The organism is Tolypothrix sp. PCC 7601, assembly GCF_025677855.1.
Taxonomy (GTDB): Bacteria; Cyanobacteriota; Cyanobacteriia; order Cyanobacteriales; family Nostocaceae; genus Aulosira; species Aulosira diplosiphon.
In genome coordinates, this window is record NZ_CP064879.1 from 8151180 (window position 1) to 8165793 (window position 14614).

General features: G+C 43.1%; 14 protein-coding genes. 9 read left to right on the forward strand and 5 right to left on the reverse strand.

Annotated elements, in window-relative coordinates; all coding sequences use genetic code 11:
• The first annotated feature begins 202 nt into the window (after positions 1 to 202).
• Both HG267_RS32970 and HG267_RS32975 read left to right on the forward strand, forming a co-directional pair.
• Positions 203 to 1165, forward strand: a complete 963-nt coding sequence (locus HG267_RS32970; RefSeq protein ID WP_052335245.1) for a TauD/TfdA dioxygenase family protein — start codon at positions 203 to 205, stop codon at positions 1163 to 1165.
• 202 nt (positions 1166 to 1367) lie between these two features.
• Complete coding sequence (locus HG267_RS32975; protein ID WP_045871480.1) at positions 1368 to 2321, forward strand: D-2-hydroxyacid dehydrogenase; 954 nt, start codon at positions 1368 to 1370, stop codon at positions 2319 to 2321.
• A gap of 279 nt (positions 2322 to 2600) precedes the next feature.
• On the opposite strand, the gene HG267_RS32980 is transcribed toward HG267_RS32975, so the two are convergent.
• The 4 genes from HG267_RS32980 to HG267_RS32995 all read right to left on the reverse strand — a co-directional run bounded on the left by HG267_RS32980 (position 2601) and on the right by HG267_RS32995 (position 4969).
• A complete protein-coding gene (locus HG267_RS32980; RefSeq protein WP_045871482.1) occupies positions 2601 to 3185 on the reverse strand; it encodes a beta-class carbonic anhydrase in 585 nt (194 codons plus the stop codon).
• Positions 3186 to 3462: 277 nt separating this feature from the next.
• Complete coding sequence (locus HG267_RS32985) at positions 3463 to 3588, reverse strand: hypothetical protein (protein ID WP_255325243.1); 126 nt, start codon at positions 3586 to 3588, stop codon at positions 3463 to 3465.
• Complete coding sequence (locus HG267_RS32990; protein WP_228045754.1) at positions 3585 to 4121, reverse strand: hypothetical protein; 537 nt, start codon at positions 4119 to 4121, stop codon at positions 3585 to 3587. Before HG267_RS32990 ends, HG267_RS32985 begins: the two co-directional genes overlap by 4 nt.
• A gap of 32 nt (positions 4122 to 4153) precedes the next feature.
• Complete coding sequence (locus HG267_RS32995) at positions 4154 to 4969, reverse strand: hypothetical protein (protein WP_045871483.1); 816 nt, start codon at positions 4967 to 4969, stop codon at positions 4154 to 4156.
• 754 nt (positions 4970 to 5723) lie between these two features.
• Here HG267_RS32995 and HG267_RS33000 point away from each other — a divergent pair.
• The 4 genes from HG267_RS33000 (at position 5724) to HG267_RS33015 (ending at position 8904) form a co-directional block, all read left to right on the forward strand.
• Positions 5724 to 6503: a class II aldolase/adducin family protein gene (locus HG267_RS33000; RefSeq protein ID WP_045871484.1), complete on the forward strand. Its 780-nt coding sequence runs from the start codon at positions 5724 to 5726 to the stop codon at positions 6501 to 6503.
• Between the two features lie 144 nt (positions 6504 to 6647).
• A complete protein-coding gene (locus tag HG267_RS33005) occupies positions 6648 to 7748 on the forward strand; it encodes an LLM class flavin-dependent oxidoreductase (RefSeq protein WP_045871485.1) in 1101 nt (366 codons plus the stop codon).
• A gap of 5 nt (positions 7749 to 7753) precedes the next feature.
• A complete protein-coding gene (locus HG267_RS33010; RefSeq protein WP_045871486.1) occupies positions 7754 to 8188 on the forward strand; it encodes a GlcG/HbpS family heme-binding protein in 435 nt (144 codons plus the stop codon).
• Positions 8189 to 8208: 20 nt separating this feature from the next.
• The gene (locus HG267_RS33015; RefSeq protein ID WP_228045753.1) at positions 8209 to 8904 is read left to right on the forward strand and encodes an LLM class flavin-dependent oxidoreductase; all 696 of its coding nucleotides are present in this window, start codon (positions 8209 to 8211) and stop codon (positions 8902 to 8904) included.
• Here the strand turns inward: HG267_RS33015 and HG267_RS33020 are convergent.
• Entirely contained in the window at positions 8854 to 10164 is a 1311-nt protein-coding gene (locus HG267_RS33020; protein ID WP_096621593.1) for an IS701 family transposase, read from the reverse strand. The two genes, HG267_RS33015 and HG267_RS33020, sit on opposite strands and share 51 nt — an antisense overlap.
• Positions 10165 to 10380: 216 nt before the next feature.
• On the opposite strand from HG267_RS33020, the gene groL reads away from it, so the two are divergent.
• The 3 genes from groL to HG267_RS33035 all read left to right on the forward strand — a co-directional run bounded on the left by groL (position 10381) and on the right by HG267_RS33035 (position 14551).
• The gene (groL, locus tag HG267_RS33025) at positions 10381 to 12021 is read left to right on the forward strand and encodes a chaperonin GroEL (RefSeq protein WP_045871487.1); all 1641 of its coding nucleotides are present in this window, start codon (positions 10381 to 10383) and stop codon (positions 12019 to 12021) included.
• Positions 12022 to 12572: 551 nt separating this feature from the next.
• A complete protein-coding gene (locus HG267_RS33030) occupies positions 12573 to 14213 on the forward strand; it encodes an FAD-binding protein (RefSeq protein ID WP_045871488.1) in 1641 nt (546 codons plus the stop codon).
• Positions 14210 to 14551: a 4Fe-4S binding protein gene (locus tag HG267_RS33035; protein WP_045871489.1), complete on the forward strand. Its 342-nt coding sequence runs from the start codon at positions 14210 to 14212 to the stop codon at positions 14549 to 14551. Before HG267_RS33030 ends, HG267_RS33035 begins: the two co-directional genes overlap by 4 nt.
• The last annotated feature ends 63 nt before the right edge of the window (positions 14552 to 14614 follow it).

Here is a 14614-nt window from a genome sequence, read left to right on the forward strand (position 1 = left end):
TTCCACTTCATAGCAACAGAAGTCAATACTTGTCGGTTAAGGGCAAAAGGGGAAGAGGAAAAGGGGCAAGAAAAAACCTTTAACCCTTACCCTTTCACCTTTTCCCCAAACCAAATTCTGAGTTAAAAATCCTTAACCGAGCAGTATTGCAACAGAAGTAGACGAGTGCAAACAAACCCAGGTAAACCTCTGGAGAATTTTTATGAGCAACAAGCATATTGAAGTCAAACCAGTAGCTGGTCACATCGGTGCAGAAATCGGTGGTGTAGACCTTTCTCGTCCTCTATCCGATAAAGCAGTAGCCGAAATTCGCCAAGCATTATTGAAGTGGAAAGTCATATTTTTTCGCAATCAGAACATTGACCACGCAGCACAGATTGCTTTCACATCTCGTTTTGGCGAAGTAACTTATGCACATCCCCACGAGGATGAACCAATCGAAGGCTTTGCCGAAATCTTACCAATCGACCGCAGCCGCTACGAACGGAAAAACGGTCTGCGTCGTTCCAGTTATGAAAACCGTTGGCACACTGATGTGACAGCAGTTGTTAACCCACCAGCAGGCTCGATTTTGCGTGCAGTTAACGTCCCTAGCTTTGGTGGTGACACACAGTGGACTAATTTAGTTGCTGCTTACGAGGGACTATCCGCACCAGTGAAGGCGCTAGCAGACACATTAAAAGCACAACATCACTTCAATGCACGCTTGCGTTTATCCAGCAGCAGCAAACTTGCAAAACGCATCGCCGCCAATCCCCAAGTTTCCATTCACCCAGTCGTGCGGGTGCATCCAGAGACAGGCGAACGTGCATTATTTGTGAATCCTGGCTTTACCTCCCACATTCTAGACGTATCGCCTCAAGAAAGCGATTTACTACTAGAATTGTTCTTCAATCAAATCACAAAGCCTGCTTATACCACCCGCTTCCATTGGAACAATGGTGATATTGCCTTCTGGGACAACCGCGCCACCGCACATTTAGCACCCCAAGATTTAGATCATATAGAAGTCGAGCGCGTACTTTATCGCACCACTATTACTGGTGATATCCCCGTTGGCCCCGATGGCTTCCGATCGCAAATAGTCGAAGGTGAGCCTTTAACTAGCGAATTACCAACCGTATTGAAAAACAAAGCCGAACAGCGACAACCCGTGCTTTCATAAGTCATATATTTTTCAACTAGGCTGCTGATATACTTCACAGCCTAGTGGTTCACCACATTGATTTTGATGGGGAAATCAAATTTTAAATTTCTCTTCTTTCCTTCTCACTTCGTGTACTTCGTGCCTTTGCGGTTCGTTTTTTGCCCATCGGATTTAGTGTGGTGAACTACTAGTTTAGCTAATAACAAATGACCAATGACAAATGACAAAACTAATTTTACCAATAGAGCTAACTGCTGAAATTGAGCCAAAGTTACCATCAGATACAAAATTTGTCCGGGTAGATAGTGATGGTAATTTTGATGGCGATCCCAGCGATGCAGAAGTTTATCTCAATGGCTTTAAATTAAAGCCCACGACTCTACATAAAGTGCTAGAAACTGCGCCGAGAATACGTTGGCAACAAACTCCTAGTGCGGGTGTAAATCATATTCTCACACCCACTTTTCTTGAACACGATATTCTCTTGACTAATGGCGCAGGAGTTCATGCAATTCCCATTTCGGAATTTGTTTTGACTTTGATTCTCTATCACGCCAAGCAGTTACGAGAATTGCAAGCGGCTCACGATCAGCAGCATTGGCGCAAAAGCTGGTTAGTACTACCAGAGTTAGCAAATTCTACTGTATTAATTCTCGGTACTGGAAATATAGGACAAGCGATCGCATCTCGTCTGAAAGCATTCGGAACGCGAGTTTGGGGCGGTCGTCGTCGTCCAGAAGCTCTGCCAAATTTTGATAAAATTGTTGGTCAAAATGAATGGCACGCCTTATTACCAGAAGTTGACTATCTAGTTGTCGCCACACCTTTGACACCAGAAACCAAAGCTTTAATTGATGAAAAAGTACTGCGATCGCTCCCTAATCATAGTTATTTAATTAATGTCGGTCGGGGTGCGGTTGTGGATGAATCAGCATTAACTAAAGCCTTAACTGAAGGATGGATTGGAGGTGCTGCATTAGACACCGTTTCTATTGAACCCCTACCATCAGACAGCCCTCTATGGTCGTTACCTAACCTTTTAATTACACCTCATACTTCCGCAATTTCCCCAGCATTAAAAGAGCGCATCGCCGCCTTATTTCTGGATAATTTAGAGCGTTTCCGAAATGGTCAACCTTTACGGAATGTAGTCAATAAACAAGCAGGATACTAATACCAATTTCAACAAAAGAATGCGACAAATTTTAGGGTCATGGCAATGCCATGCCCTCTAGAATATTATTGATGTACCGCAAACATTATTTAAGGGATTTTCTGAAAAAAATTATCCCATTTCCGAAAGAAGATATTTTTATTTTTCCCCCTGCTCCCCTTCGGGTTCGCCAGTCCCCCATCGTGACGGAGACCGCCAAGACGGGGGCTGGTCTCACCTGCTCCCTGCCCCTCTGCCCACACTATGATAGTATATTTTTTTAGTTGAAAGTCCCTAAATTTATTTCTTAGCTTGACCAACTTTTGTGGCTTCAGGTACTTCAATTAATTGCCCAGTTTTAACATCATAAATATAACCATAAACAGGAATTTCTGGGGGAACTAACGGATGTAAACGAATCCTTTGCACATCTGCGTAAACACTTTGAGCTAGATCATCAATAGTCAACCAATTGATAAACTTACCTTCGTTTGATCCTGATTCAGACCCAATATCAGACCAACCATTTTCATCTAGTTTGGCTGTTTTGAGGCTACTAGCAAGTAAGTTACCCATAATTTCATTAGTGAAGGTTTCCATCCCACAATTAGTATGATGAATGACAAACCATTCACGAGTCCCAAGTAGTTTGTAAGAAATTACTAAAGAGCGAATTGCATCATCGCTAGCACGTCCACCTGCATTGCGAATTACATGAGCATCCCCTTCAGCTAATCCAGCAAATTTAGCTGGGTCAAGTCTCGCATCCATGCAAGTGAGAATTGCAAACCGACGAGCTGGCGGTATGGTGAGATTACCCTTATCGCCGAAGTTTTGAGTGTAAGTAAGATTAGCTGTCAGAACTTCTTCTACAATTTGGCTCATTTTTAATCTTGATAAGCAAGCACTTGATTCGCAGAGCAAAAGCCAGATTTCTACCTCTAGACCATAGTTTCGAGAAAATTACTTATCTAAACTACAGTAACTTGATAGAAATTTGCTATTTTATAAAAAGTAATCTCCCACAAATTAATATAAAAAGCAAGTTAGGAGGCTCCAAAAAATAAATTATTCTGCTGAAAGTCGTTGACGGTTGACCTTTCATATTGAAGAGTCAACCGTCAAAAATACCAATGGAATATTGTTTTACTTCAGAAACGCTTTACCATTTCTGGTCAGGAACCCAATTGAAATTTTTATCTTTGACATCGATTTTCTTGGGAATAACTTTGAGTTCGTAGAAGCTATCTGCCATATTTTGCAAGCCAGAGAGAACTTCATCAGTCACAGGTAATACTTTGCGATCGCCTCCTCGCTACTTTGTTGGGCTAATACTGCATCACCAATTGTTGATGTCAGCTTATTAAACCAAACTTGGGGCAAAATATGATGCTCATAATGCAGTTCCCAAGCAATAAATCCTAGCCAGTTACGATAGGGTACATCTTCGAGAAATTCCCAATGGCGTTCGGCTTCTTTACGGATATCGTCGATCGGATCGCGTCCAGTTAGAGCAATGACTCTTTCCCGAAAAGCGATCGCATGTGCGCCGTCATCACCGATTTGTCTGCTCAAAATTAAATGCAAATCTGGATCGGGAATCAATAAGATTGCCTTACTTGCAGCTTGCACAATAGATAAATCGTGACCACCAGTAGCAGCCCAATATTGATAGAAATGCTCTTTTTCCTCTTCTGTAATTGGCGGACGGCTGGGATGTTCGCGAGTTAATGGTACGTGTGGCGCGTGCTGGCTAAAGAGTTTTTCCAGGTTTTCTTTTTCAAACTCTACACTCCAGCTTCGAGTTAAAGTTGCAGCCATAATAGGTTCCTTGAAGTATTGTAGATTGCGTCTTAATCGTCAATGCTGACGAGTTTGGGTAATTGAGAAACTGGAATATCTAGGAAGTAAGAAAGTACTTCTTGTCGCCAAGTATCGTAAATTACACCTGTGTTCTCAACTTCAATACCCAGCGCCCGACGGCTAACTTTTTCATGCTCTTTTAAATAGGGATTGCGACGGCGTTGCACTTCTTCGTCTGCTTCGATAACCTGTGCAGCTAACTCAGCTTTTTCCGTTGACGAAGCTTTGTCAAATTTACCTAACCACCACTCTGCAACACCTGCACGGTGGAATGTTTCGTCTGGGATAATTCTCGCTGTTGCAAAGCTGGAGGATTCTGGATCGTATAGCCTTGATAAACGGCGATTTAATGAACCAATGGCAACAATATGATGTTCATAATGCAGTTCAAATGCTAAAAAGCCTAACCAACCACGTCGGAGTATATCTCCCATAAAATCCCAATGCTTTTGTACTTGCTTTTGAATATCGTCAATGGGATCGTGACCAAATAATGCTTCTACACGGCGACGAGTATTTTCTGCGTGTGCGCCATCATCACCCAACTGGCGACTTAAAAATAACTGCAATTCTGGATCGGGAATTTTATCAATAACGTTGGCGACAACTTGCACAATAAATAAATCATGGGCTGCACCACCCACACGAAAATGGTAGAAATTTTCTAGTTCTTCGGCTGTGGCGATCGCTTTTGGCTCTTGCAAGCGCTTTTTCGGAATATGGGGCGCGTGTTTATCAATTAGCCTATCAATTGTTTCATTTTCAAATTCAATTGTCCAAGCGGGACGACTAATAGTAGCAGTCATATTTTGCTCCTGTGTGTGAGTTGTTCACTGATGTGGAACAGAGCCGATTAATCTACCAATCTTGAATTTTTGTAACGCGAATTTATCAGTTGTAATTTCGCGTCTGTTCTTTGTCTGTTCGTAAAATTTAATGATGTGTTACGCTATCTAAAATTTGTGATTATCCACACATTTTCTGCAACTGTGGGATAGTCTTTAGCTCATAATTAGCTAGGGTTTAAGAAAAAGGTGAGCCTAGTTCCTGGAATTGGAAATTTAATTCTTATGGCTAGGCTTAGACAAAGTTTTTGAGAACCTTGGTAACCAGTCTGTGACAGTTAATCTTGAGTTTTTCAAGCCACAAAATACGGTAAATTGACCAATAAACCGTAGTTTATAAATATGAGATTTGCATACATGACGATAAAAAACAAGGGGTAGTATTCTTAAGCTTGCTTCTTGAGGTGAACTATGGTAGGTTCATATTGCATAAAATACAGTAGCTCGACTGACTTACCGTAGTTTAATAAAAAATGTTGCTAACCGAGTTTAAAGAGTTGCTGTGCTAGATAATTTCCTACCTAACTTTGGATAAATAGTAATGAGCCGGAAGATTTTATTAATTCAGTGCGATCGCGTCTGTTAAAAAATTTCATCAAATAATTCTGCCAATAGTTTGACGATGCAGTCATTTGAATTGTTACGCCTCATATATCAGGCTGTTTTATGGCTGTATTGATTTTAGATAATCTTCTATTCATAGGAATCGAGAATCATGGTACAAACTTCCATCGTCCGCAATGGTACTCTTCTTAAACCACCAACCTTTACCTCCACAGAAACAGAGCGTCGTCATCGCAAAGAACGGTTAGCAGCAGCTTTACGGATTTTTGCCCGCTTAGGTTTTGCTCAAGGATTAGGAGGACACATCACAGCCCGCGATCCTGAACTTACCGATCATTTTTGGGTAAATCCTTTTGGGATTCATTTCAGCCGCGTGCGCGTTTCTGACTTAATCTTGGTGAACGCTGAAGGTGAAGTTGTTCAAGGTAACGGCGCACTCAATCAAGCAGCTTATGCTATTCACTCCCAAATTCACGAAGCCCGTCCAGATGTAGTGGCGGCGGCTCATGCTCATTCCTTCTATGGTAAAACTTGGTCAGCACTAGGTCGCTTAATCGATCCGATTACTCAAGATTCTGCGGTTTTCTACCAAGATCATGCTTTATTTGATGATTACAAAGGTATTGTGTTAGATACCAGCGAAGGAAAACGCATTGCTGAAGGATTAGGTAATAAAAAAGCGGCAATCCTCCGCAATCATGGATTATTAACCGTAGGACATACTGTAGATGAAGCGGCTTGGTGGTTCATCCGGCTAGAAGATGCGACTAAATCCCAATTGCTAGCCGAATCCGTAGGTAAACCCATTCCTATTGAGCATGATCTCGCTTTGAGTATTCAACAACGTAATGGCACTCACGAAGCAGGTTGGCGCGCATTCCAATATTTATGGGATGAAATTACCCGCGATCAACCAGACTTATTGGAGTAACACCGTTTCACGTTAATTATGATGCATACAAAGACGCTGGTAGGGGCATGGCAATGCCATGCCCTTGGGCGAAATCTATATGTATCAGGGTTGAAATAGTCTAAAAGGAAACGGGAAACAGGGTAGTGTTCAGGAGAATGTATCATGCCAGTTGAGTTTATCGGCTTAATCCGCACCAAACCTGCTTCGGAGTTAAATAGTGTGCCAGGTAGCTTGGCGGATGATATTATTGACCCCGCTTATGTGCGTGAGTTTGCCCAAGCCCATGAAAAAGGGGATTTTGATAAAGTACTAATCGGCTATAGCTCTAGTAGCCCTGATGGTTTTACCGTTGCAACCCATGCAGCTGCATTTACAGAGCGCTTAGGCTTTTTGATTGCTCATCGCCCAGGTTTTGTCGCACCAACTTTAGCAGCACGCAAAGCAGCTACCCTCGACCATTTCACCAATGGTCGGATTGCAGTGCATATTATCACTGGTGGTAGTGATGCAGACCAGCAAAGAGATGGTGACTGGCTCGACCATGACAACCGCTATCGCCGTACAGATGAGTATTTAGAAATTGTTCGTCGTGTCTGGACAAGCGATACACCCTTCGATTACGAGGGAGAATTTTATCGTGTTAAAGATGCTTTCTCTGCCATTAAACCACTGCAAAAGCCTCATATTCCCCTTTACTTTGGCGGCGCATCTGGCGCAGCAGTAGAAGTAGGAGCCAAGCATAGTAACGTTTATGCATTGTGGGGTGAGCCAATAGCGGCAGTTAAAGAACGAATTGCTCAAGTTAAGGCTGCTTTACCTCCCGATCGCTCTATCCGCTTTAGTGTATCTCTGCGTCCTATTTTGGGTGTCACAGAAGAACAGGCTTGGGAAAAAGCCAGAAATATTTTAGGGCGGATTCAAGAACAACGGGGAGGTGCAAAAGTCGCGCCCCCAGCTAGACCACAGGCGGTAGGTTCGCAAAGGTTATTGGATTTTGCAGCTAAAAGCGAGATTTACGATAAGCGTTTATGGACACCGATCGCGGCTGCTACTGGTGCGGCAGGTAACACAACTGCCCTAGTAGGAACACCAGAACAAGTTGCAGAGGCTTTAGTTGATTACTATGACGCAGGTGTCACTACTCTGTTAATCCGGGGCTTCGATCCGCTACAAGATGCTATTGATTACGGGCGAGAAGTCATACCGCTAGTACGTGCAGAAGTAGCAAAACGAGAACGCCAAGCTGTTGCAGTTGGGAGATAACAATTATGGTACAAACATCTACATCTACGAGAACTGTTGAATTAATTACAGCTGATACCGCATTAGCCGCAGTCAAAGCAGGTTTAAAAGAAAGCCAAAATCTAGGCGCTAATGTATCGATAGCTGTTTACAACTCACTTTTAACTTTGGTAGCCTTTGCACATGGTGATGGCGCACCGCCTCACAGCGTAGAGACTAGCAAACGCAAAGCCCAAACAGCAGCTTCGATTCGTCGCCCTACAGGAAACTTTGCCGATCATCTGGCTGTGGCGTTACCTCTAGCTTCTGGTAACTTGCTAACAAATCTCGGTGGAGGTTTACCTATTCGCTTTGGTGGTGTTCATGTAGGAGCCATTGGGGTTGGCGGTGGTACTGTTGAGCAGGATATTGCGATCGCTAAAGCCGCGTTAAGTGCGATCGGTGCAGAACCAATAGATTAGTTATCTACCCAATTTGAGCGATGATTCTTAGCCATTATCCTGGTTCGATTGTCGGAAGCGATCGCTTTTTGGCTCCGACAGATTTCCCCGACAGTCCGCTCTCCCAAGCGTTGCAACAGCCTATATTATTAGGGTTATTTCTCCCCATCCAAGCAGGCGGTTGGAGTGCTTCTACATTACCACGCACTACCGACTGGAGCTTTGAATACAACAAGGATCTGGTGCTAAAAACCGAGGCGCTGGGCTTTGATTTAATATTTGCGCTGTCACAATGGTTACCTAAAGGTGGCTATGGTGGCGTGTTTAATGGTCAAGCGCTGGATTCTTTTGTGACTACAGCTGCACTCACCAGCGTGACACAAAAGATTATGCTCATCTCCACCATTCATATATTGTACGGGCCGATTCATCCTTTGCACTTAGCTAAATATGGCGCAACATTAGACCATATATCAGGGGGGCGCTGGGGTATTAACGTGGTGACTGGACACCGCGCTGTTGAACATGAAATGTTTGGTTGGAATCGGATTGAGCATGATCATCGTTATGAACTTGCAGCTGAGTTTATCGAAGTGCTGCAACGTTTATGGGGTGATAACGAGAACTTCTCATTTGAGGGTAAGTCTTCGTGGAAACTCAATGGCGCTTATCCCTCTTTTGTCACTCTAGGCAGAGGAAAAGTAGAAATCAGGGTGAATCAGGGATATAAAAATTGAACTGGTGAGGCTATAAATAATAGATTGAAGTTTAAAAAAACCCAAAGCTAATTGAGGAATAGGAAAAACCGTTAACCAGGGATATATCAGATTAAATAAAGTAAAAGGTTGAATAATCAAACGAAGATTGTTAAGAATGTTCTTCCAGCCATTTCCATTATCCCACCAAGGATGTGAAACAAATTTTGACTCTCGTTGTGATGGAGACTGAAACAGTTGCTCCGAATGCAGACTAACCATTAAATAAGCACTGCAAATAATTTCCCACCATCGCTCAATATCTGGGTAGTGAGTCAGGCGAAAATCTGACCAACCTAATTCATTCTTACTTTGTTTTAACCCGTACTCGACCCAAGTTCTTAAACCGTAAAAATTTCCAACTTCTCTTGGCGTAATGTCTGGATATTTACTCATCACATACCAAGTAGTGTTATCAGGCAAATTTTCTGGATCTGTAGTAATTTGCCAATATCTAAGTTCTCCACGTTTTCCCGGAATAATTTCTCTAATAAATCGATTTTCCCGACTCAAGTCAGAGAATACCCTTTGAAACTTCTGCCACTTTAAATATTGAATATGTTGTCGTGGAAGTATTTCTACATAATGATTTGACCGAATCGCTACTATATAGTTCAAGTTTAGTTCATCTAATACAGATATGAAATTCTTACCACTCTCTCCATATAAGCTATCTGCAAGTACTAAGTTGAATTTAAAACCCATTGATTGTAGCTTTTTTATCAGTATTGCTGCTATTTCTGGTTTAGTGCGGTACTTATCTCCTGCCTGTAATCTTTCCCTGGGTTTATACACTTCAAACAGTAATGGAAATGTCATCCCACAGAAAACACCATATACTGTCACTGCCACAATTCCATTATCTGTTTTTCCCAAATTTCCTATATACTGCCGTTTCACATAATCTGTCTTGCTCCCTTTCTTTTTATCCCCTGTCTCATCAATAATTAAAATGATTGGTCTACCTTTTAGCACTTGTAAAATTAACTCTAACCTTAAGGTTCTTAACTTTTCTATATCCCAAGGTGATGTAGTTAGAAAATGATGCAACCCTTGCTGGTTATCTAATCCTACGATTTTTGCTATTTCTGGCAATGTTTTACGTTTTAGATCAGAAATGCAGCCTACATGGAGATATTTAAAAGCCTCGAAACTCCTAACATCTGGAAACAGACTTTTATACCACTGGCAATATTCGTCCACAAATTTGACTGTTGGTGCGGCTGGACGGGGCTGTACCATGCTCTGTGTCTTGGTTCTAGCATTTTTACCTTATTATACTACTGCCAGAGTGACAAAACAGGGCTAAGTTGGCATCTGTTACTGAATTTTGGAGAATTGGTATTAGTTATCCGTTTAAACATTTGCACATTATTCTTGTTGACAGTTAACAGTCAACCATCAACAGTCAACAAAATTGATTCACTTACACAATATTTAGAGAGAACTTGCATCACTATGGCTAAACGCATCATTTACAACGAAAATGCTCGTCGTGCCTTGGAAAAAGGAATTGATATTCTCGCTGAAGCAGTAGCAGTTACTCTTGGCCCCAAAGGTCGTAACGTTGTTTTAGAAAAGAAATTTGGCGCGCCGCAAATCGTGAATGATGGCGTTACCATCGCTAAAGAAATTGAATTAGAAGATCACGTGGAAAACACAGGTGTATCTCTAATTCGCCAAGCTGCTTCTAAAACTAACGATGCTGCTGGAGATGGTACTACAACTGCAACTGTATTGGCTCACGCCATTGTCAAAGAAGGTTTGCGGAACGTAGCTGCTGGTGCGAATGCCATCGAAATCAAACGCGGTATCGACAAAGCCACAGGTTTTCTCGTGGACAAGATTAAAGAACACGCGCGTCCTGTGGAAGATTCTAAAGCGATCGCACAAGTTGCGGCAATCTCTGCCGGTAACGATGAAGTTGTAGGTGCTTTAATTGCAGAAGCCTTAGATAAAGTTGGTCGTGAAGGCGTAATTTCCTTAGAAGAAGGTAAGTCAGTCACTACCGAACTAGAAGTTACAGAAGGCTTGAACTTCGACAAGGGTTATATTTCTCCCTATTTTGCCACCGATGCCGAGCGCTTAGAAGCTGTATTCGATGAGCCTTTCTTGCTGTTAACCGATAAGAAAATCGCATTGGTACAAGACCTCGTACCCGTACTTGAGCAAGTAGCCCGTGCTGGTCGTCCTTTGGTAATTATTGCCGAAGATATTGAAAAAGAAGCTTTAGCAACCTTAGTTGTTAACCGTTTGCGTGGCGTGTTAAATGTAGCGGCTGTCAAAGCACCTGGATTTGGCGATCGCCGCAAAGCCATCTTAGAAGACATTGCTATCCTCACAGGCGGACAGTTAATTACCGAAGATGCTGGTCTAAGACTAGATGCTACTAAAATTGACCAACTCGGTAAAGCCCGCCGCATCACCATCACCAAAGATAGCACCACCCTCGTAGCTGAAGGTAACGAGCAAGCTGTAAAAGCACGGGTAGAACAAATCCGCCGCCAAATTGAAGAAACAGAATCTTCCTACGATAAAGAAAAACTGCAAGAACGTTTAGCAAAACTGGCAGGTGGGGTTGCAGTCGTTAAGGTAGGTGCTGCGACAGAAACAGAACTCAAAGACCGTAAACTACGCCTGGAAGATGCGATCAACGCCACTAAAGCTGCTGTGGAAGAGGGTATCGTTCCTGGTGGTGGTACGACATTGGCACATCTAGCACCTGGCTTAGAAGAATGGGCAAAGTCTAACCTAGTGAATGAAGAATTAACAGGCGCATTGATTGTATCTCGCGCACTGTCTGCACCTTTAAAGAGGATTGCTGAAAATGCCGGTCAAAACGGTGCAGTAATTGCAGAACGAGTCAAAGAGAAAGAATTCAACGTTGGTTATGATGCAACCACCGGTGACTTTGTAGATTTGTTTGAAGCTGGGATTGTTGATCCCGCCAAAGTAACCCGTTCCGCCGTACAGAATGCTGCGTCAATTGCAGGTATGGTATTAACCACCGAAGCCATTGTCGTTGACAAGCCAGAACCCAAGGATGCTGCACCTGCTGCACCCGGTGGCGGTGGCTTAGGTGGCGATTTCGATTACTAATCCTGAATTGGTTGTAAAACAATAGGTTTTGGGTCTTTTGCAATCTGCAGAGGCGATCGCCAAATATTGCGATCGCCTCTTTACTTACGATTTCTCTTCTTCCTCTCTAAAACCACCCATTTCCAGGTGAGTCATAAATTAGACTTCTTGCATAAATATTTTGGCGTTGTTGATTAATCATTTGAAAGGCTCACGCATTCGGCGAAGCCGTTCTCGCAGAGTAGGCGCAAAGGCGCAAAGAAGAACGCGAAAATTAGGACTTTTGCAAGAGGTCTAATATGTTTTTTCTCTGCGCCTCTGCGCTCTCTGCGGTTTAAAAATAATTTATCTAACCACAGAGACGCAGAGAACACAGAGATAAGAGATTAATTTGCAATATTTAATTTTGAAAACCTAATAATTAGGATATCATAATATCTGAAATCTTATGTTTATCAATAACTGTCGCAATCTACCAAACAACATAAATTCAACCCCCCAGACTCATCTGCGGGGTTATTAATTTTGAATTCCCCAAAGAGGGTGCAAATACCAACAAGGAGGAAAAACAATTGCTCACAGTCGATAGCGAAACAGAACTCCAACTAACCGCCGATGTACTGGTAATCGGTGGGGGGCCCGCCGCAGCATGGGCCGCATCAGCAGCAGCCGCCCAAGGTGTGAAAGTCATCATTGCAGATAAAGGTTTTCTGGGTACAAGCGGTGCAGCAGCAGCCAGCGGTAATGGCATCATGGCCCCTTCTCCAGAAAATTGGGATAAAGTTGTATCCGAGCGTTACCGCATTGGAAAAAACCTCGCTAACTTACGTTGGATTGAACGTGTCATTGAAAAAACTTGGCTAAGTTTGCCCTTAGTGGAAGATTGGGGTTATCGTTTCCCTAAAGAAAATGGGGAATCCGTGCGCCAAAGTTATTATGGCCCGGAATATATGCGAGTACTCCGCAAACACCTGTTACGTGTGGGCGTGCAAATTCTTGACCAAAGCCCCGCTTTAGAACTGCTATTAGCTGAGGATGGCTCTGTAGCTGGCGCTAGAGGCGTACAGCGACAAAATAATCGTACCTATACCGTTCGCGCTGGTGCAGTAGTTCTAGCAAATGGCGGTTGTGCATACTTGAGTAAAGCTTTAGGTTGCAATACCAATACAGGTGATGGGCTATTGATGGCGGTGGAAGCTGGCGGCGAACTCTCCAGTATGGAAGCCTCCAATCACTACGCTATCTCGACAGCTTTTAATGCCACAGTTACAAGGGGAGTTCCTTTTGGCTGGGCTAGTTACAGCGATGAAGCAGGTAACGATTTAGGTGGTTATATCAATGGTCGTCGCGATCCCGCATTCCTTCCCAATGCCCTCTTAAAAGGCCCTGTTTATGCTCGTTTGGATCGAGCCACACCTGAAGTTAAAGCAGTAATTGAGAAGTCCCATTTCATCGCTTATTTACCTTATAAAAAAGCTGGTATTGACCCCTATACAGAACGAGTACCTGTAACCCTGATTTTAGAAGGTACAGTTCGGGGTACTGGTGGAATTCGGATTATCAATGATAGTTGCGGGACAAAAGTACCTGGACTATACGCCGCAGGTGATGCTGCATCACGAGAATTTTTAGCCGGTTTAGCTTCTGGGGGTGGTGGCCCTAATGCTGCTTGGGCAATCTCTACAGGACAATGGGCGGGAGAAGGTGCAGCCGCCTTTGCAAAAAGTTTAGGCGATCACGCTCATGAAAGAGTTGTGTATCCTACTGGACAAGCGGGAATGCGTTCCCAATCCTCCACCTCTGAAACATTCGATAGTCAGGCGATCGTGCGCGGTGTTCAAGCGGAGGTATTCCCCTTAGAGAAGAATTATTTGCGTTCTGAGCAGAAACTTCTGGATTCTCTCGCCAAATTAGAAACATTGTGGCAGCAAGTACAAGGGAATCCAAAACAAGATACTGTGCGCGATATCGAATTTTCTCGACGAGCTGCTGCGCTGACGGCTGTAGCAAGATGGGGATATTTTAGCGCTTTACATCGCACAGAAAGCCGCAGCGAACATATTCGCATAGATTATCCCGAAACCGATCCCAATCAGCGTTATTATCAAGCTACTGGCGGTTTAGATAAGCTGTGGGTAAGACGGGATTGGATTAAAGATGAGACTACGACAGCACCAGTATTAACAACTCAAACTACAGCTTCAGTATCATGATCGAGCTTGTCAGCCATCAACTCTGCATTAATTGTAATGTCTGCGTTCAAGTTTGCCCTACCAATGTCTTTGACGCAGTTCCTAACCAACCACCTGCGATCGCGCGTCAGGAAGATTGTCAAACTTGTTTTATGTGTGAAGCATACTGTCCAGCAGATGCGCTTTATGTTGCACCCCAATCTCATACTAATGTTGCAGTCAACGAGGATGATTTAATTGAAAGTGGGATTATGGGTGAATATCGCCGCATTTTAGGTTGGGGATATGGCAGAAAAAATAACAGTGAATTAGATACTGCTCATAAATTGCGCCAACTACCACGCCCTTATCAAAGTTAGTTCACTGTTGACGGTTGACTGTTAACTGTTAACCGTCAACAATTTGAAACGGAATAATTTCTT